16 protein-coding genes, 1 riboswitch and 1 other annotated feature are annotated in these 20,540 nt (G+C 37.6%); of the genes, 12 read left to right on the forward strand and 4 right to left on the reverse strand.

Going from position 1 to position 20,540, the window contains the following annotated elements; all coding sequences use genetic code 11:
- Positions 1-108: 108 nt before the first annotated feature.
- The 3 genes from EW028_RS07915 (at position 109) to EW028_RS07925 (ending at position 2,233) form a co-directional block, all read left to right on the forward strand.
- Positions 109-495: a hypothetical protein gene (locus tag EW028_RS07915; protein WP_048392127.1), complete on the forward strand. Its 387-nt coding sequence runs from the start codon at positions 109-111 to the stop codon at positions 493-495.
- Positions 496-704: 209 nt separating this feature from the next.
- Entirely contained in the window at positions 705-1,223 is a 519-nt protein-coding gene (locus EW028_RS07920) for a hypothetical protein (protein WP_048392128.1), read from the forward strand.
- 293 nt (positions 1,224-1,516) lie between these two features.
- Positions 1,517-2,233: a hypothetical protein gene (locus EW028_RS07925; RefSeq protein ID WP_048392129.1), complete on the forward strand. Its 717-nt coding sequence runs from the start codon at positions 1,517-1,519 to the stop codon at positions 2,231-2,233.
- Between the two features lie 81 nt (positions 2,234-2,314).
- Here EW028_RS07925 and EW028_RS07930 read toward each other — a convergent pair whose 3' ends face one another.
- Entirely contained in the window at positions 2,315-3,601 is a 1,287-nt protein-coding gene (locus tag EW028_RS07930) for a replication-associated recombination protein A (RefSeq protein ID WP_131520511.1), read from the reverse strand.
- Positions 3,602-3,804: 203 nt separating this feature from the next.
- Here EW028_RS07930 and cymR point away from each other — a divergent pair, with 203 nt between their 5' ends.
- From cymR to EW028_RS07955, 5 genes are all read left to right on the forward strand, one after another.
- Positions 3,805-4,224, forward strand: a complete 420-nt coding sequence (cymR, locus tag EW028_RS07935; protein WP_004226809.1) for a cysteine metabolism transcriptional regulator CymR — start codon at positions 3,805-3,807, stop codon at positions 4,222-4,224.
- A 275-nt stretch (positions 4,225-4,499) separates the two neighbouring features.
- On the forward strand, positions 4,500-5,648 hold the full coding sequence (locus tag EW028_RS07940) for a cysteine desulfurase family protein (protein ID WP_054550056.1): 1,149 nt from the start codon (positions 4,500-4,502) through the stop codon (positions 5,646-5,648).
- A gap of 78 nt (positions 5,649-5,726) precedes the next feature.
- Complete coding sequence (mnmA, locus tag EW028_RS07945; RefSeq protein WP_066036484.1) at positions 5,727-6,851, forward strand: tRNA 2-thiouridine(34) synthase MnmA; 1,125 nt, start codon at positions 5,727-5,729, stop codon at positions 6,849-6,851.
- 74 nt (positions 6,852-6,925) lie between these two features.
- Positions 6,926-7,585: a tetratricopeptide repeat protein gene (locus EW028_RS07950; RefSeq protein WP_048392133.1), complete on the forward strand. Its 660-nt coding sequence runs from the start codon at positions 6,926-6,928 to the stop codon at positions 7,583-7,585.
- A gap of 172 nt (positions 7,586-7,757) precedes the next feature.
- Positions 7,758-9,206 (forward strand): MDR family MFS transporter, encoded by a 1,449-nt coding sequence (locus tag EW028_RS07955; protein ID WP_131520512.1) that lies wholly within the window; start codon positions 7,758-7,760, stop codon positions 9,204-9,206.
- Between the two features lie 86 nt (positions 9,207-9,292).
- Here the strand turns inward: EW028_RS07955 and EW028_RS07960 are convergent, their stop codons facing one another.
- From EW028_RS07960 to hisA, 3 genes are all read right to left on the reverse strand, one after another.
- Positions 9,293-10,042 (reverse strand): GTP pyrophosphokinase, encoded by a 750-nt coding sequence (locus EW028_RS07960; RefSeq protein ID WP_048392669.1) that lies wholly within the window; start codon positions 10,040-10,042, stop codon positions 9,293-9,295.
- A 776-nt stretch (positions 10,043-10,818) separates the two neighbouring features.
- The gene (locus tag EW028_RS07965) at positions 10,819-11,106 is read right to left on the reverse strand and encodes a hypothetical protein (RefSeq protein WP_048392136.1); all 288 of its coding nucleotides are present in this window, start codon (positions 11,104-11,106) and stop codon (positions 10,819-10,821) included.
- Positions 11,103-11,870 carry a phosphoribosylformimino-5-aminoimidazole carboxamide ribotide isomerase gene (gene hisA, locus EW028_RS07970; RefSeq protein WP_048392137.1) on the reverse strand — a complete coding sequence of 256 codons (768 nt, stop codon included), beginning with the start codon at positions 11,868-11,870 and terminating at the stop codon, positions 11,103-11,105. The genes EW028_RS07965 and hisA overlap by 4 nt, the downstream gene beginning before the upstream one ends.
- Positions 11,871-12,059: 189 nt before the next feature.
- Between hisA and recD2 the strand changes: the two genes are divergently transcribed.
- The 4 genes from recD2 to alaS all read left to right on the forward strand — a co-directional run bounded on the left by recD2 (position 12,060) and on the right by alaS (position 20,515).
- Positions 12,060-14,492: an SF1B family DNA helicase RecD2 gene (gene recD2 / locus EW028_RS07975; protein WP_131520513.1), complete on the forward strand. Its 2,433-nt coding sequence runs from the start codon at positions 12,060-12,062 to the stop codon at positions 14,490-14,492.
- A 123-nt stretch (positions 14,493-14,615) separates the two neighbouring features.
- Positions 14,616-16,049 carry a 4-hydroxyphenylacetate 3-monooxygenase, oxygenase component gene (hpaB, locus tag EW028_RS07980; protein WP_131520514.1) on the forward strand — a complete coding sequence of 478 codons (1,434 nt, stop codon included), beginning with the start codon at positions 14,616-14,618 and terminating at the stop codon, positions 16,047-16,049.
- 57 nt (positions 16,050-16,106) lie between these two features.
- A riboswitch (M-box (ykoK) riboswitch) is annotated at positions 16,107-16,272 on the forward strand.
- A 245-nt stretch (positions 16,273-16,517) separates the two neighbouring features.
- The gene (gene corA / locus EW028_RS07985; protein WP_131520515.1) at positions 16,518-17,483 is read left to right on the forward strand and encodes a magnesium/cobalt transporter CorA; all 966 of its coding nucleotides are present in this window, start codon (positions 16,518-16,520) and stop codon (positions 17,481-17,483) included.
- Positions 17,484-17,551: 68 nt separating this feature from the next.
- Positions 17,552-17,767: a binding site (T-box leader), on the forward strand.
- Between the two features lie 87 nt (positions 17,768-17,854).
- Positions 17,855-20,515, forward strand: a complete 2,661-nt coding sequence (gene alaS, locus EW028_RS07990) for an alanine--tRNA ligase (protein ID WP_115674134.1) — start codon at positions 17,855-17,857, stop codon at positions 20,513-20,515.
- Positions 20,516-20,540 lie beyond the last annotated feature (25 nt).

A 20,540-nucleotide genomic window follows, 5' to 3' on the forward strand; every position in this document is an offset into this window, starting at 1 on the left:
ACAGCATAAATGTTCATTTTCGTAGAAGTAGCTGCCTTAATTGTATTTAGAGGTAGCTACTTTTTCTATGTTACAATTAGACCGTTGTAAAAAAGGAGGCCTATACAAATGGAAAAAATTTATCAAATGGAGTATAGAGGTTTAAATCTTTTCGACGAGATTAGCACAGTAGAGTTAGCTATAGATGAAGAAAACCAAACTATACATATTTTTGATGTTGGACAGGTTGTCAGCCCCATTTTTAATTTTGATGTATCAGCCTACGAATTGTCAGATGGTTTTTATAAAATGGCTGATGTTCTGCGACACAAAAAAATCTTAACGAATCAACAAGCAGGTAGTGATTTAACATTAAGTGAATGGTTAATTATGAACAATGCTTATTTTTATATACCTCAAAAGCGCATTAAAAAATATGTGCATGGAAGTATTATTGAAATTATCGATCGAGCAAACGAACCATGCTTATTTGATGATTATGTACAAAGGGTATAATTTTACCAAAATAGTTCCTCTTATGTACATAAAATGCTATTAATTCACGAAATTGTCTTATTTTTTTCATGTCCACACTACTTCATATGGTTTATTGCTATAATTTGAATCATCCATTAGATAATCGATCAGTTTGTTTGGGATGCTTGGTGCTACTCAGTGAATAGACAGAAAGCTAAACAGCAAATGACATATGGGAGAGTGGGAAAATGGAAATTCAAGTAATTCGTGATCATTTAGATATTGTTAAACTTCAAGAGAAAATGAATGCCATTGTATTTGACTATTTGGATACATCCAACAACTATCCGAAAGCCATGAGAGAATTGAATCCTTTATATATACAAGTCACTACCTATTATAAGGAATATGTTAATCAGCGGGCAGGGGAATTACCGAAAGCAAATACGTATTGGCATTTATTTATCGATTGTTGTGCAAAATTATGCTACTTTTTAGCTGCATCGACTTATTATTCTTCGAATGCTTTGCAAAAAACGCCTGAAAAAGTAGAGCATTTATTAAAAATAGCAGCCTATTCCTTACCGAGTATTGAGCAGGAAGAGAATGAGCAATTATTAGAAGATATCATGGCTCTTTTAACTGAAGTGCTAGAGGATGAAGAAAAAGCAACAAACATACGCAACGAAGTACTGTCACAAAAAGGTGAAGTGAAGCAATGTCTTCAACAATTTAAATTATTTGTGGAACAAGAACTTCCTGCATAAACCTTAGACAATAATAGACTATCTATTTTCTGAAAATAGCCTATACGTCAAGAATCTACGTAACTTATTGGGATTTAAATCAGTTTTTTCTACAATGTTCGATGTGGAAAGAGAGTGATTTACTTGCCTCTTTTAGTAGCGTGGGTTCTTTTTTATTATGACGAAAGTAAAAAGGCATATTTTCTTGAAAGGTATTTATGTTTTTTTGTCGAATTATAGTTAGAAAATTGGTAATATATGTGCTCACGCTGTAAGAACTTAGCTGAAAGAACTTATTGGAAGGGGGCTAAGCAATGATTGTAAATGGAATAGAAATAGATTTGGCGAATTTGGAAAAGCCGCTTTTATTAGTTAGTGAGGAAGATGAACTTTTATTTCTACAGCTTATCCAACCGACAATTGAACAGGAGCTTATTCAATGTCAATTAGCGCTCTCAACAAGGAAATCTATTTCATTGGTCAAAGATATTTGGTTGGCTATGTATAGAGATCGAGAAAAGCTGTACATCAATAGCGGTCATGCCATGCTTTATCCAATACGTTTAATTCTTTTTGAACTAGTCACACAAGCAGAATATTTCCAACGCTTAGCAAAAAAATCACGTGGCGATGAATGTCTTTCCCTTATCTATGCAGTTATTCTTTTGCAATTTGTCTTGCAATGGTTAAAAGATCGATTTAGTGGAAATAAAGAGGTATATGGTGCATTAAAACGGTTATACAGAGTGTCGGATGATGAATTAAGTAATGAGCCCTCCTGTGAAACAAGAGAACAAAAAATTGCACAAGCAATTGCTGTAAAAGCAATTCGCTTTGAGGTGAGAGAAAACAATCAAGAGTTCGCCAGCTTGCTGTATCAGTCGTATAATTTGATTGTTTTTTTGCATAGTAAGGAAAAAGAAGGAGATGTGGAAGAGTCCATTTTGCCATCACTTCGACATTTGGCAGAACCATTAAATTTGTTTTACCAAGAACGATATACAACAAATAACCCGAGCTTTACAGGATGATTGCTAGAGTAGCCTATCCTGTTGTTATATAAAAAGCAAAGTCATTTCAATTACTTAAGATAGTGACTTTGCTTTGTTTTATTATTTCTTATCTTGAAATGATTTTAGTTTGTCGTAGATGCCAGCCATGCGCTTTTCCTCACCAGCAATAACAGGTTTGTAGAATTCAGTTCCTACAAGTTCGTCTGGCAAATATTGCTGGTCTACCCAACCACCAAAAGTACCGATCGGTGTGTTATGAGGATATTGATAGCCAACGTGTCCTAAATCTTTTGCACCCTCGTAATGAGCATCTCGCAAATGATGAGGTATATCACCTGTTTTGCCTTCATGAATAGCCTTAATGGCAGCATCAATTGCCACAATGGCTGAGTTGGATTTTGAGGCAAGGCACATTTCAATGACAGCACTGGCAAGTGGGATACGTGCCTCTGGTAATCCTAGTCGTTCAGCTGCTTGAATAGCAGCTAATATATGAGGTCCGACTTCGGGATTAGCTAGACCAATATCCTCATAGGCCATAACAAGTAGGCGTCTGCTGACAGCCACTAAATCGCCTGTTTCCAATAAATGCGCTAGATAATACAGAGCAGCATTGGTATCACTGCCACGCACAGACTTTTGCAGGGCTGATAGTAAATTATAAAAATGTGATCCTTTTTTATCGCCATACACACCAATTCGACTAATGAGATGTTCAATGACATGGTCGGCAGCAACCGTTTGTCCATCCACCTCATCACTGGCATAGTAAATGGATTCTAGCAAAGTTAACGCCTTTCGTGCATCTCCGTTTGCTGCGGCTGCAATTTGTTCAATTTGTGATGGTGTTAAGGCAAAATGATATTTACCTAGTCCGCGTCTTTCATCAGCAAGTGCTTTTTCAACTAGTTCGATTAAATTTTCCTTCGTTAAGCGTTTTAGCTGGTAAATTTCGCCACAGCGTGAACGAATCGCTGGATTAACATCATGATAGGGATTTTCTGTCGTGGCACCAATTAATACAATTGATCCATTTTCTACATGTGGTAACAGTGTATCTTGCTGTAATTTATTGAAACGGTGAATTTCATCTAGGAAAAGTATTACTTTCCCTGAAATTCTTGCTTCTTGTACAATATCTTCCACATCTTTTTTGCCAGCTCGTGTGGCATTAAGTGCGAAGAAAGGGAGCTTGGAACTTCCTGCAATGGCATTGGCAATGGATGTTTTACCGATACCAGGTTCTCCATATAGCAACATGGAAGGGACATGTTCATTTTGAATCATTTTATAAAGGGCTGTGTTGGGACCAATGAAATCCTGATGACCAACAATCTCATCAAGGGTTAAAGGTCGCATTCGAAAAGCGAGTGGTTCATTGTGCAAAATAACTTCCCCTTTCTGTCGTTGTCATTTTTTGCTTCATACATTTTTTTACGCTAAAATAAAGCACTCATATGGATTTTGAACGATTATGAATCGCTTTAATTAGTATATCATATCCTTCTAGGTGTATTTCCGAGTTCATCAAGAGGAGATTATGATATACTGTTGGTAGTATTTTGACTAGACTAATTGAGGGTGATAAAATGAAAATTTCAACAAAGGGCCGTTATGGGCTTACAATTATGATTGAATTAGCAAAGCATTATGGGGAAGGGCCAATTCCCTTGCGTAAAATTGCGGCGGAAAAGGAACTTTCAGAGGCATATTTAGAGCAATTAGTATCTCCGCTTCGTAATTCAGGCTTAGTAAAAAGTGTACGTGGTGCTTATGGTGGTTATATGCTAGCAAATCCACCTAGCGAAATTTCAGCAGCCCATGTTATTAGTGTGCTAGAAGGGCCGATTCAACCAGTAGAGGGTATTGAAAATGAAGAAGCCCCGCAACGTGAGTTATGGCTACGTATTCGTGATGCAGTAAAAAACGTGTTAGATACAACGACAATTGAAGATTTAGCTCAATATACAGAAGAAAATGTAGTGGAAGGCTACATGTTCTATATTTAAAATAGTTTAAGCTAAAGCGCTACTCCTGCATTCACTTCATCTTTTTGGGAGATTGTGAACTATTCACATCTCAATGGCTATTTTTACGATGAGTGATGTGGGTTTTGTGCTTTTATCTCGATTCAGCAAATGTTTTGTACTAAAATGAACCACTAAGTACGGAAGACTCCCCACTTATAGAGGAGCGAAGAACACTTGTATTTTTTTGCAAGCATTAACTGAATCAAGCGAAAGCCTCTGGCGGATGTCACAGAGTTTAAAAAGGAGTTTTCAACATGAATTCATATATCTATCTCGATCATGCGGCCACATCTCCAATGAATGGCCAAGTAATAGAAGCGATGACGACTGCTATGCAAGAGGTATTTGGCAATGCATCGAGTATTCATAAAGCAGGTCGAGAAGCAAGGAAATATCTAGATGATGCACGTGAGCTATTGGCGAAATCAATTGGTGCGCAAGCAGGGGAAATTATTTTCACAAGTGGTGGCACAGAAGCTGACAATATGGCAATTTTAGGAACTGTCTATGCCCGTGCAAATGAAGGAAAACACATCATAACAACGCAAGTAGAGCATCATGCAGTATTACATACGTGTGAAAAACTTGAACGTGATGGCTTTGAGGTGACCTATTTACCTGTTGATCAAAAAGGGCGTGTCGCGATTGAGGATGTCCAAAAAGCCCTTCGTGATGATACCATTTTAGTGACAATTATGTATGGAAATAATGAAGTTGGAACGATACAGCCAATTGCTGAGATTGGCGCGCTATTGCGTGAGCATAGTGCCATATTCCATACAGATGCGGTTCAGGCTTATGGCTTAGAGTCCATTGATGTAAATGAATTACAGGTGGATTTATTGAGTGTATCTGCTCATAAAATCAACGGTCCAAAAGGTGTTGGATTCCTTTATCAAAAAGCAGGAACACCGTTAGCAAGTTATGCTCTTGGGGGCGCACAAGAGAAAAAACGTCGTGCAGGTACTGAAAATATACCTGCCATTATTGCTTTTGCGACTGCAGTGCAAGTTGCAAATGAGTTGCGTGAAGAAAAGCGTTCACTATACAATCACTTTAAGCAAATTATGCTTGCTGTTTTTTCACAGGAAAAGCTAGCATTCCATGTAAATGGTGATGAGGTGGATTCGTTGCCTCATGTCTTAAATATTAGCTTTGCAGGCATGGAGGTAGAATCATTTTTAGTGAACCTTGATATGGCAGGTATCTATGTTTCGAGTGGTTCGGCATGTACTGCAGGATCGATTGATCCTTCTCATGTGTTAGTAGCAATGTTTGGACAAAGTGCAGAGGAGCTACGAAATTCAATCCGATTCAGCTTTGGGCAGGGTTTAACGGAAAAGGATATACAAGATGCAGCAGAAAAAACGGCTCAAATTGTGAAAAAACTAGCTAAAAAATAATTTGCAAAATACTTATGTTATGTTTCGTTAAAATATTGAAACATAAACTGTAATTAGATAAAAGAAAAGGTGACCACAATGAAAGAAACACGTGACCCCTCTCAAATTCGAGTTGTTGTCGGCATGTCAGGTGGGGTAGATTCATCGGTGGCGGCATACTTGTTAAAACAACAAGGGTATGAAGTAATCGGGATCTTTATGAAAAACTGGGATGATACAGACGAAAACGGTGTTTGTACGGCAACGGAAGATTATGACGATGTAATAAAAGTATGTAATCAAATTGGTATCCCATACTATGCTGTCAATTTCGAGAAACAATATTGGGATAAGGTTTTCACATACTTTTTAGAAGAATATAAAGCAGGGCGTACACCAAATCCTGATGTTATGTGCAATAAAGAAATTAAATTTAAAGCATTTTTAGAGCATGCCATGAACCTTGGTGCTGATTATTTAGCGACAGGTCACTATGCACGAATTGATCGTAGTGGTGATGGTGAAGTTAGAATGTTACGTGGCGTTGATGATAATAAAGATCAAACATACTTTTTAAATCAATTATCCCAAGAGCAATTGGCGCATGTAATGTTCCCAATTGGTGATATAGAGAAAAAAGAAGTACGAAAAATTGCAGAAGAAGCTGGCCTTGCTACGGCAAAGAAAAAAGATTCAACAGGCATTTGCTTTATCGGTGAACGTAATTTCAAGGAGTTCTTGAGTCAATATTTACCAGCGCAACCTGGGAAAATGGAAACAATGGATGGCGTTGTAATGGGCCAACACGATGGTTTAATGTACTATACACTTGGTCAACGACACGGGCTTGGTATTGGTGGGGACGGCGAGCCTTGGTTTGTGCTAGGAAAAGATTTAGCGCGTAATGTTCTACTTGTCGGACAAGGCTTTGACAATGAATATTCGTATTCAACATCATTAACAGCTGTGAAAATGAGCTATACTTCGACAAAAAAATTGCCTGGGAAATTTTCTTGCACAGCAAAATTCCGTTATCGTCAAACTGATACACCAGTAGAAGTTGAAATTTTACCAGATGGCCGTGCACACATTACATTTGCAGAACCTGTACGTGCAATTACACCTGGCCAAGCTGTAGTGCTATACAACGGAGAAGAATGTATGGGTGGCGGAACGATTGATGAAGTCTTTAAAAGTAATGAAAAACTAACATATGTTGGATAAATTGCGTTAAGACTGCTTTTATGGCCTCTTGGCTTCCTAAAAGCAGTCTTTCGCTACATAGAGGTGAAGAACAAATGAATTATAATGAACAGGGCATCCAAGCATTTCAAGAAAAACGTTATGAGGATGCTGCTCAACTATTTACAAAAGCAATAGAGGCAGAGCCTGAAAATGCTATTGGGTATGTAAATTTCGGCAATTTATTAGCCGTATTAGAGGATACTGAACGTGCAGAACGTTTCTTCCAAAAGGCAATCACTGTAGATGAATCAGCAGCTACAGCCTATTACGGTCTAGCGAATTTATATTACAATGCTGAACGCTATGCCGAGGCCGTGAAGCTATATGAGCAAGCGCTAAAACATCATATTGAAGGTGCCGATGTCTATTATATGATGGGGAAATGCTTTGAACGGTTGGATAACTCAAAATTGGCATTACCATATTTACAACGTGCGGTAGAAATTGCTCCAGAGGATACACAGATTCGTTTAGCCTATGCGATAGTGTTATGTGCATTAGAAATGTTTGAGGAAGGGAAGAAGGAACTAGATCTCTTAATTGAACAGGATTGGAATAATGCAGATGCACATTATAATTTAGGCGTACTATATGCCGTGTCTACCGAACAAACAGAGGATGCAATGTATCATTTGAAACAAGCCTTTACCTTACAACCTGAATATGACCAAGCACGTTATATTTACGATATGATTGCTCAACGATTTAACTGATAGATAATAAGCAGCGAGTGAATGTTGATTAACATTCTTGCTGCTTTTTTATTGATTTTATCTAGTAATACAGAAAAAATTGTTTATTTTTTCATAAATTGAATCTCTTTCTCTTTTAATTCTAGTTCAAACTTGGTAATGTATGTCATGCAGGAAAGGAAAAGGTGACAGAATGAATAAAGTTTTTATTGCACTATTACTTGTAACAGCACTTGCTGCAATTGAGGGAACTATTGTTAGTACTGCTATTCCGAGTATTACGGCTGATTTATTAGGTGTAGACTTAATAAGCTGGATTTATTCTGCTTATTTACTAGCTTCAGCCATAGCGGCGATTATTTTTGGTAAATTAGCCGATTTATTTGGTCGTAAACGGATGATTATTACTGGTATCATTATTTTTTTAGTAGGTTCTATGTTATGTGGTTTAGCTCAATCCATGGAGCAATTAATTGTTTTTCGAGCAATTCAAGGTATTGGCGCAGGTTCAATTTTACCGATTACATTAACAATGGTTGGTGAATTGTTTAAGACTGAAAAAGAGCGTGCCAAAGGACAAAGCTATTTAAGTATGGTATGGGGTGTTTCTGGTGTAGTAGGTCCGTTATTTGGAGGCTTTATAGTTGACCAAGTATCTTGGCATTTTATTTTCTTCATTAATGTACCGTTTGGTTTAGCCTCTATTTATTTAATTGCTAAACATTATAAAGAACAACTAGAGGCAGTGAAGCGTAAAATTGACTACCTAGGTGCAGTGTTTTTTACAATTGGCATGGTTGCGTTACTGTTTGTTATTATCGAAAACAGTAAAACACAAACCTGGTTATCAGGTCAATCGCTGCTAATGTATGGTGTTGCTCTTGTATTCTTAAGTATTTTTATCTGGGTGGAGTTACGAGCAGAGGAGCCAATTATTCCGTTAACACTGTTTAAAAATGGACGACTAATGGTCATTAATGCATTAACTTTAAGCGGTATGTCTATTGTCATTGGTGTAACCGTTTATATTCCTATATTTGCTCAAAGTGTTTTAGGCAAAAATGCAACGCAGGCTGGTTTATTATTAACACCAATGTCTATTTTTTGGACGGTGAACTCGATTATGGCAGGTTATTTAATCGGTCGTTTAACAAATAAACGCATTATCCAAATGGGTACGATTTTACTTGTTACGGGTACACTATTGTTGGCAAGACTATCTTCAGATTCTAGTGATTTCAGCGTTTATTTCGCATCATCGTTAATAGGGCTAGGGATGGGCTTTATTATGCCGATGTTGATGATTTCCATACAAAAGGTGGCAGATCCAAAGCAACTTGGTATTTCAATTGGTTTGAACTCTTTTACAAATACATTTAGCCAAGCGATTGGTGCAGCGCTATTTGGTATGATTTTCAACCTGGCAACGAGTGAAAAAATGGCTTCATTAGGAAAAGGTGAAATTCAATTAAATGGTGAATTTGCAAAAGGTGGGTTTAATTTAGAAGAAGTAAGCTTTTTAAAGGACACTATTGCGAATGGCGTCAGTTATGTATATATAGCTACCTTTATTTTTGCTATTGGTGCTCTTATTTTCTCCTTTTTTGTAGCAACGAAATCTACAAGGAAAGCGCAATCGTGAACAAAAAGTAAAATCCACCTCACATTCTGTGATCAAGCAGCGTGTGAGGTGGGTTTTTCATTTGACGACTAAACCATAGAATAAATTTACTTTTTGAATAGAGTGTCATCAATTATTTGATTGCCAGGTAGTTCCGTTAAGTATTTCGCTAAATGTGCGATGGGGGTACTGTCTAGCAAAGAAGGCTCGGCTTCATTTTCTTTTAAAATATTGATTTCCTTATTCAGTCGCTCCATTTTTCGATCTAATTCAGCTGCTTGTAGTGCGGCTTCCTTTAATTCATGTCGAATATGCTCAGGTACTTCTTTGTTATACTTATAATAAATTTTGTGTTCTAAGCTTGCCCAGAAATCCATTGCAATTGTACGAATTTGGATCTCTGTATAGACCTTTTCCATATGGTCTGACATAAAGATAGGAATTTTAATAATAAGATGTAAGCTTTGGTAGCCATTTTCTTTTGGATTGGCTATATAATCCTTCACCTCAACAACTTCCATGTCATGCTGTGCTTGTAACATGGCACTTACCTTGTAAATATCCTCCACAAAGGAACAGGTGATGCGAGCACCAGCTATATCGCGGATATTTTCACGCACAGCCTCTATTGATGGAGGAAGCTCTTTTTTCATCATCTTCGTTAAAATACTTTTAGGTGATTTTACACGTGTAGATACATGCTCAATTGGATTATATTCATGAATTAACTTAAATTCTTCTTGTAATATATTAATTTTCGTTTCCACTTCCTGTAGAGCAAATTTGTAAGCTAAAAAGAAGCGTGTTAATTCAGTTTGAAAAGATTTTAAAGTGTTTACTTCTAGTTCAGTTTTCATCGTTTGTAAATCCTTTCTTTTACGGTTTGTTCAATTTTTATTTTTTGTATAGCTGTGATGGCAACGAGATAGCCGATCATTGGTGAAATTCATAGCCCTAGGCATAGGAAAATGACCAACGAACGTGACAAGGATTGTCATTAGAAAATATAGACCTAAAGCTGCTACAACACCTATAAAAAGCAAAATACTACCCATATCAGTCACTAAAAAATAATTTGCTCCACATATGGGACTGAGGCTAAATGATCAAGAAACATCCATGATGCGATGACAAAAAAAGCGAATAAGAGTAGTGAAATGTACTTCCAAATGGAATTTTCTATAGCTCTCCATAAAAGAATGTTTGATGCACAAGCAAACGTAATGATTTGCCCTGCATCTGATTCATTAATAATATACCTTCTATGAGGAACTTCAATCCTATCGTCAATGATAAATTTTTATTTGAAAGCTTCCATAAATAAACAATTAATATAGGCAAACTAATACGAGCTATATAAAAATTAAACGGACCAAAAGTTATCCACCATGTTCTGTATCCACTATGAAAGCCTACACCATAGGAGATCACGGTGATCATCTCTATAAGAAGAGTGGAAAGCATAAAAATAAGGTAGGAAAAAAATATGTAGTTTAGTCATGTAAGCCCCCTGTGGTTTATGCTATACAATATATAACTCACATGACAATGAAAAGGTTTCAGAAATAGGGGCAAGGAAGAAATGCAGAAGAGGGTTTGAGGTTAAACAAAGGGAACCATTTGTCCCCTTGTTTTAACTAATAATTTCAGCATTTAAGTTATAGCGCTTATTAAACTCATCAACGAAAATTTGTAAATCAATATAGGTTCCAATATAAGGCTCTGTTTCTTGATCGCGTAAGAACCCACATGTTGCCTTTAGTGATTTTGAAAATTCCAATAACATTTGTTCGTTGTCAAGTTGTACATGAATCGCAAGAGAATGATCTTTTTTATTCACTTTAAAATACTTACCATCTATGATTCTCTCTAAATTAGTTTCTTGAAATGGAAAAACATAATCTTTATAAATGAGCTTCACAAGATCCCGCCTTTTTTACAATATTCTACTACATCTGTATAAGGTAAATCGCCACCAAAAATTGAGAGCGCACTTCCAATGGTTACATGAAGTTTTCCGTGGGCTAATTGATTAAATTTTTCTAAGTCTTCGATTGAACGAACGCCACCTGCATAGGTAGTTGGAATAGATGTCCAGGCAGCTAAATCCTGTACCAAGCTTTCCTGCATACCACCCTTTTTTCCTTCAACATCGACAGCATGTATTAACAGCTCATCACAAAAGTCTTCAATATAGGCAATCGACGCAGCATTGACTTCGAAATGACTAAATGTAGTCCATTTATCTGTCATGACAAACCACTTTCCGTCACGCATCTTACAACTGAGATCGATAACAAGGTGTTCTTTACCAATTAATTGATTTAAGCGCTTTAAACGCGCTAAATCGAGCTGACCATCATGAAAAATATAGGATGTGACAATGACATGCGAAGCGCCTGCGTCAATATACTTTTGAGCATTGTCAGCCGTAATGCCACCACCTATTTGCAAGCCTTGAGGATAGGCTGTTAAAGCGGATAGGGCAGCTTCTTCATTACCAGAGCCTAGCATAATAACGTGTCCACCTGTTAAACGATCTTGGGCAAACATTTGTGCATAGTGGCTAGCGTCATGTTGAGAAATAAAGTTTTCTACAACTGCTTGATTTGTATATCCCAAAGTGCTACCTACAATTTGCTTTACTTTGCCATCGTGTAAATCGATGCAAGGTCTAAATTCCAATAATTTCACAATCCTTCCGTGCAACTAATTCATATTAATCATAGCATGGAACGGAGGATAAAGGCAGAGAATTGTCATTTGTCAAAATAATATGAAAATAACAAAGTGGATATATTTTTGTCTGCGATATTTTCATGAGGCTATGGTAAAATAAAAAGATTGAAAACTATAAGAAAGGACGGACCGAACATGACAGATCATTTAGATTTATTTGAACTCAATAAATTTTTTATACTCGGACGTCCGATCGTCTCTATCTTTCATAATGCGCAAAATATGTATTCGATTGTACGTGTGAAAATTCAAGAGACGAATTTGCAATATGAAGATAAAGAGATTATTGTTGTTGGTTATTTTCCCCCACTACAAATGGATGAACAATATCGATTTACTGGTATTTTAAAACAGCATCCTAAATACGGTGCTCAATTTCAAATTGAGACATTTACAAAAGAGGTACCTGCAACTGAGCAAGGAATTATTCATTATTTATCTAGTGACCTCTTCGTAGGGATCGGGAAAAAAACAGCTGAAACGATTGTTGAAAAACTAGGTGCTAATGCACTCCGTGTTATTTTAGAAGATCCTAGTGCCCTCGATGCTGTTCCGCGTCTATCCGCTGAAAAAAAAGAAGTCATTCACCGCACCATTGAGCAAAACTTAGGCTTAGAGCGGGTCATGATTCAATTGAATGAGTGGGGATTTGGTCCACAGCTTGGGATGAAGATTTATCAAACCTATCGAACAGAAGCCATTGAATTACTGACAGAAAATCCATACCGCTTGATTGAAGATGTGGAAGGGGTGGGTTTCTTTCGAGCCGACGAGCTAGGTGCGAAATTAGGTATAACTGGTAAACATCCTGATCGTGTCAAAGCAGCGATTTTACATATTTTAAATACAGCAGCTTTATCGGATGGACATGTTTATCTAGATGCAGAACAGGTTTTACCGCTCGTTAAGGAAATGCTTGAACAAAGCCAACGACAGGAGATACCATTCGAGGATATTTCTCAAGCCTGTATCGGACTCCGTGAAGAAGGCAAAATTTGTGGTGAAGAGACAAGGTTATATTTGCCATCTCTCTATTTTTCGGAGGTAGGGATTGCATCGAAAATCTTATCGCTTATCGAGCGGAATAATAAGGCTGAACATTTTAGTAAAGATGAAATTCGAAAAGCCATTGGAGAAACAGAGGAGCTACTCAATGTTACCTATGCAGAAACACAAGCGAATGCCATCGAACAGGCTTTAAATTCAGCTGTTATGATTTTAACGGGTGGTCCTGGTACGGGGAAAACCACTGTTGTACGGGGAGTCGTAGAAGTTTATGCAAAGCTTCATGGGCTATCCTTAAATCCAAAAGAGTATGCTCAAAAAGAGGAGCCTTTTCCGATTATTCTTTGTGCGCCGACTGGACGTGCTGCTAAACGATTAGCCGAATCAACAGAGCTTCCTGCGATGACCATCCATCGACTGCTCGGTTTTACAGGGCAAGAAAAAGAGGAAGAAACAGAGCGGGAAGTAACAGGTAAGCTGATTATCGTGGATGAAATGTCAATGGTTGATACATGGCTTGCCCATCAATTATTAAAAGCTTTACATGAAGATGTTCAAGTTGTCTTTGTTGGAGATCAGGATCAGCTTCCACCAGTAGGTCCAGGACAGGTGTTAAAGGATTTATTAGCATCCAAGCAGCTACCAACTGTCGAGCTAACAGATGTTTATCGACAAGCAGAAGGCTCAACGATTATTGAACTTGCGCATCAAATAAAAAAAGGAACGATTCCACAAGAGTTAACAGCTAAAACCTCTGATCGTTCGTTTATTAAGGCTTCAGCAGACCAAGTTGCCAACGTTGTTACTCAAGTTGTCAAAAGTGCTGTCGCAAAGGGCCAGGAAATCCGTAATATTCAAGTGTTGGCGCCCATGTATAAAGGACCAGCTGGTATAGATAATTTAAATAAAATGATTCAAGAGCTTATTAACCCAAATGATACTGGCACACGAAAAGAGCTAGTCTTTGGGGATGTCACCTATCGAATAAAGGATAAAGTTCTTCAGCTTGTCAATCAACCTGAAAGCAATGTCTTTAATGGAGATATGGGTGAGGTTATTAGTATTATTAAGGCGAAAGAGACGATCGAAAAACAAGATTTACTGATCGTATCCTTTGATGGCATTGAAGTGACCTATCAACGAAGCGACCTCAATCAATTGACACTAGCTTATTGTTGCTCCATCCATAAATCACAGGGCTCTGAGTTTCAAACGGTCATTATGCCAGTGGTTAGAGGGTATTCCAAAATGTTACGGCGTAATCTTTTATACACAGGTATTACACGTGCTAAAAACTTTTTGATTTTATGTGGTGAACCAGATGTGCTTGCGGATGGTTTACAACGTACAGATGACCTTCAGCGTTTCACCTCTTTACGTGCAAGACTTAACCCAATGGAAATTGAGGAAGAACTTGTGGAAGTCGAGGCAGTGCCAGTAGATAATGAAGGGATGCAGGAGCCTGTTTCCGTTGAACAAAAGCTAACAGTAGAAACAGCCCCTTATATTCATCCAATGATTGGTATGAATGATGTCTCTCCATATGATTTTTTGGATGAATAAAATATATATTCCCGATTAGACTGTCTAATCGGGTTTTTCTAATTGATGTATCGTCACCTAATATTTGGACATTTCATATACTAGATGAGTACAAAAACATAGGGAATGTATAGGGGTGACAGCATGCCAATAATGACAGGGCAACAGTATATTGAACGAATTGATGCTTTAAAAACGTATATTTCGATAGATGGGAAAGTCGTGACAGGAAAGGTGTCAGAACATCCTGCCTTTAAAGGAATTATCCAGAGTCAAGCGAAACTTTTTGATTTACAACATCAAGAGGCACTTCTTGAAAAAATGACCTATGAATCGCCAACTAGTAAACAGAAAGTTGGCATGTCATTTCTTCAAGTATTGACGCCAGAAGATCTTGTGAAGAGGCGCCAAGCGGCAAGGGAATGGGCATTATCTTCTCAAGGCTTTATGGGGAGAAGCCCTGATTATATGAATACAACATTAATGGCCCTTGCATCAGCGTCAGATTTTTTAAAAGAGAAGCCAAATTGTTTCCCAGAGCATTTGCTAAAGTTCTATGAGTATGCTCGCGAGAATGATATTACGATGACACATACCTTTATCGAACCACAGGTAAATCGCAAGCGCTTTTACTATGAGGATGAAGAAGTAACCATTGCAGCTAAAATCATTGGGAAAACAAGTGAGGGCTTAATCATTAAAGGGGCAAGATTACTAGCGACACAGGGTGGCATCACAGATGAGCTTCTTGTTTTATCGACAAATGGCTATGATGAAGGAAAAGGTTTCGGGTTTTCTATTCCAAGTAACACGAAAGGCTTAAAGTTTTTATGCCGGCAATCATTTGTAGGGGGAGATTCTACCTTTGATTATCCGTTAAGTGCACGTTTTGAAGAAATGGATGCAATCGTTGTGTTTGATGATGTAGTTGTCCCCTGGGAACGAGTATTTTATTACGAAAATGTTGAAGTAGCCAATCAATTTATGAATGTTAGTGGCTTCCAAGCGTATACTTTGCATCATGTGCTATCACGTCAAATTGCTAAGACGGAATTCATCTTAGGGGTTGTACAAATGATTGTGGATTCCATAAATATTGGGGATTACCAACATGTCCATCAAAAAGTGGTAGATGTCATCGTAGCATTAGAAACGATGAAAGCATTGCAATTAAAATCAGAAATTGAGGCACAAAGGGATTCCTTTGGCTTTATCAGACCAGACCAATCAACATTACAGGTCGCTATTCATATCTTCCCGAAAGTATATCCTACCTTTACAGATATCATCCAGCAACTGGGAGCAAGTGGATTAATGTCCATACCGAGTGCAAAAGCTTTTGCAACGGATGACGGTGATCTTGAACATTATTTGCAATCATTCAAAGACAAAGGAGAAGAGCGAGTAAAGAAATTCCGTTTGGCTTGGGATTTAACGATGAGTAGTTTTGGCACAAGACAGACATTGTACGAACGCTTTTTCTTTGGTGATCCTGTACGTTTATCTAGCCTGCTTTATCAATCTTATCAACGAGAGCATCTAGTGCAAAGAGTGGAAGACTTTTTGAAAAATGAATGATAGAAAGTTTGACAGTTGTGAAACTATCCGTTATCATTTACAGGAATAAAAAAATAAGACTCCCTTCGTTAGGTGAGGCTCCTATGCTGGAGATACGCTACTACCCAAAAATGTCGAGAGACGCCAATGGGTCAACAGAAATCATCGAAATAAGGTGTTTTTTAACGTAGCTGGACATATTCCTATGCCGCATAGTGCTAAAACTCAACGTTTGAAGGTAACAAGCATGCAATGTATTTTTTGCTATTTTTTTGATATGTGTATTCAACACGCCTTCATTCGTCGAAGGCGTGTTTTTGTTATGGAAGGAAGGTGATGAGAAATGGATAGTAGTCCTGAACCGAATAAGTATCATTTAGGCAAACGGAAACACATAAAAAGTCATCGATTTCTGATCACCGATGCAGACAAAGGGTGATTCAGGATGACCTTTTGTTTCCCTCAATAACAAACACGAGGTGAAATGCAATGATTAAAATCCACTATTATAATAGCTGCAGTAAGACAGTCCAACATGATTTCAATATGATTGATTTACAACTCCCTATTCATAACGAAGATTTATTATGGGTAGATTTATATGCTTATAGTTATAATGAATTGAATAATATAGCTGATGTATTTGGCTTTCATCCACTCGCAGTTGAAGATTGCTTACATGAAGGCTCACGTCCAAAAATGGATAGTTATGGTGATTATAAATTTTTTGTGCTCCATGCACCAATTTATAATGAGAAAAGTAACAATGAAATTACAACCGTTGAGTTAAATATTTTTATGGGACCAAACTATATTGTGACTGTGCATAAACAAAAGTTGCAATGGCTAGGAAAAATGGAAAATGTTTGTGTTAATAGCCCAAGATTTTTGGAAAAGGGTACTGATTTTTTATTGCATACAATTATTGACGGTATTACAGACGAATACTTCCCAGTATTAGAACGAATTCGCGCACGTATAGATGAACTAGAAGAAGAAATTTATGATTATCAACCAAAAGTGGTGACAGAGGAATTTCTTGCATTGAAGCGGACAATTATTTTAATTCGTCAGGCCATTATGCCACAAAGAAGAATTTTTTCTACAATCAATGGCCAGTGGAAATTTGATATTCAAGAAGAAAATATTCCATTCTATAAAGATTTGAATGACCATCTAGAGCGTATTGTCGACTCCACAGAGACATATCGCGATTTAGTGAACAGCACGCTTGATACGTATTTTTCAATTATCAGTGGGAAATCCATTGAAAAGCTGAATTTATTAACGGTCATTTCGACAATTATGTTACCACTATCAGTAATTACTAGTTTTTTTGGAATGAATGTACCTTTGCCTTATCAAGATACCCCTTATACAACTATTGCAATTAGCGCCTTCTTAGTTATCTTTACATGGGGTATGTGGATATATTTCAAAAAAATGATTGCTTAGTTAGTGTTAGTCATACTAGTACTAATTGACAGCGCAATAGATTTTTTTTATAATTTTCGATAGAAAAAGTAAAAACGATGATGGAAAAAGTACGTATTTGTGTGTGCACAAGAAAGGGATTTCTAGGCTGAAAAAATCCTCACAACAGCAAATGCCGAAAGCTACTCCAGAGTGCAGCTAATCCCTGCCGTTCACTGACGTTACAAGTGCTAAAGAGGTAAGTAAGGTTTTTACTTACAACTAGGGTGGTACCGCGAGACTAATGACAAGTCCTCGTCCCTTTTTGGGGATGAGGGCTTTTTTTATTTTCTTCGGTAAATCGCAGGATTCGTATCGTGATTTTACAATATAAAATAGGAGGAATTTATCCAATGAAAGCAGTAGATATTCGCCGTATGTATTTGGAATTTTTTAAAGAAAAGGGGCATCATCATGAGCCATCAGCACCACTTGTGCCAATAAATGATCCATCACTTCTTTGGATCAACTCAGGTGTTGCAACTTTGAAACCATATTTTGATGGCCGTATTATCCCTGATAATCCACGTATTACAAATGCTCAAAAATCGATTCGTACCAACGATATTGAAAACGTTGGGAAAACAGCTCGACACCATACATTCTTTGAAATGTTAGGAAACTTCTCTATTGGTGACTACTTTAAAAAAGAAGCAATTCATTATGCTTGGGAGTTTTTAACAGATAAAAAATGGATGGGCTTTGATCCAGCATTATTATCCATCACGATTCACCCAGAAGACCAGGAAGCATATGATGTTTGGCATCAGGAAATCGGTATTCCAGAAGAACGTTTAATTCGTTTAGAAGGGAACTTCTGGGATATAGGAGAAGGCCCATCTGGTCCGAACTCAGAGATTTTTTATGATCGCGGCGTAGAATACGGCTCAGATGAAAATGACCCTGAAATGTATCCAGGAGGAGAAAATGAGCGTTACCTAGAAATTTGGAACCTTGTGTTCTCTCAATTTAACCATAATCCTGATGGCACTTACACGCCACTACCAAAGCAAAATATTGATACAGGTATGGGCTTAGAGCGTATTGTGTCCGTCGTGCAAAATGTACCAACAAACTTTGATACTGATTTATTTATGCCAATTATTGAAAAAATCGAGGAGTTTGCCAATCGTAAATATAAACGACCTGGCGAAGTAGACTTAAATGAAATCTTTGGCTCAGATGAAGATATTAATACACCATTTAAAGTGATTGCAGACCATATCCGTACAGTAGCATTTGCTATAGGCGATGGTGCCCTGCCTTCAAATGAAGGCCGTGGCTATGTATTACGTCGCTTACTACGTCGTGCCGTTCGCTATGCTAAACAAATTGGTATTGAAAAACCATTTATGTTTGAACTTGTACCAACTGTGGGTAAAATTATGGAAGACTTCTATCCAGAAGTTACAGAGAAATGCGAATTTATTCAACGTGTCATTAAAAATGAAGAAATTCGTTTCCACGAAACATTAGATGGTGGTTTAGCTATCTTTAATGAAGTAGTGGAATCTCAAAAAGCAGCTGGTCATGATTACATCCCAGGAGCAGATGCTTTCCGTTTATATGATACGTATGGTTTCCCAATCGAGCTAACGGAAGAATATGCAGAGGAAGTAGGCATGAAAGTAGATCATGAAGGTTTTGAGGCAGCGATGGAAGAGCAACGTGAACGCGCGCGTGCTGCACGACAAGATGTTGATTCGATGCAAGTCCAGAATGAAGTATTAGCAAACTTAACGGTTGCAAGTGAATTTGTTGGCTATGATACGTTAAGTGTTAATACTGAAATCGCTGCAATGATCGTCAATGGTCAAGTTGCGAAAGTCGCTTCTGAAGGTCAGGAAGCATTGGTTATTTTAGCGAAGACACCATTCTACGCTGAAATGGGTGGTCAAATTGCTGATAGTGGTACTATTTCAAATGATAGCTTTACGGCTGTTGTAAAAGATGTTCAAAAAGCACCGAATGGTCAACCGCTTCATACAGTAGTAGTTGAATCTGGGGAAATGCATGTGGAAGATGCAGTGCAAGCAGTGGTCAATCGTGATGACCGTAATTTAATCATTAAAAACCATACGGCAACACATATTATGCAACGTGCATTAAAAGATGTGCTAGGTGATCATGTGAACCAAGCTGGATCATATGTAGGACCTGATCGTTTACGTTTTGATTTCTCTCACTTTGGTCAAGTTACAAAAGAAGAATTACAGCAAATTGAACGTATTGTAAATGAAAAAGTGTGGGATGATATAGAGGTCGTTATTGAAGAAAAAGGCATTGATGAAGCAAAAGCAATGGGTGCTATGGCATTATTCGGTGAAAAATATGGAGATGTTGTACGTGTAGTATCCATCGGAGATTATTCGATTGAGCTATGTGGTGGTATCCATGTTAAACGCTCTTCTGAAATTGGCTTCTTTAAAATTGTTTCAGAAGGTGGTATCGGTGCAGGTACTCGTCGTATTGAAGCTGTTACAGGAAAAGTTGCTTATGAAGCAGTAAAAGAAGAAGAAGCATTATTAAATGATGCAGCAGCATTATTAAAAGCAAATGCTAAAGATATTGTTACAAAAGTACAGGCATTACAAGCAGACTATAAAGAATTACAACGTGAAAACGAAGCATTATCTCAAAAAATCGCCAATGCACAGGCAGGGGCAGTTGTTGATGCCGCTCAAACAATTGGAGATGTGACAGTGCTATCTACAAAAGTGGAAGCGAAGGATAACAATCAACTCCGTCAAATGATGGATGACCTGAAAGCAAAAATGCCAAAAGCAGTCATTGTTCTTGGAGCAGTTGATGGTGAAAAAGTTATGTTATGTGCTGGTGTTTCAAAAGAATTAGTTGGTGGCAATTACCATGCAGGGAATATTGTGAAAATGGTTGCGGAAGCATGTGGTGGTAAAGGTGGCGGTCGTCCAGATATGGCGATGGCAGGTGCAAAAGATGCATCAAAACTTGATGAAGCACTACTTTCTGTGTATGATTATGTTAAATCCATTTAATTAATTCACCAAAACATGTTATAAT

The organism is Lysinibacillus sp. OL1 (assembly GCF_004332175.1).
In the GTDB taxonomy this organism is placed as follows: Bacteria; Bacillota; Bacilli; order Bacillales_A; family Planococcaceae; genus Lysinibacillus; species Lysinibacillus capsici.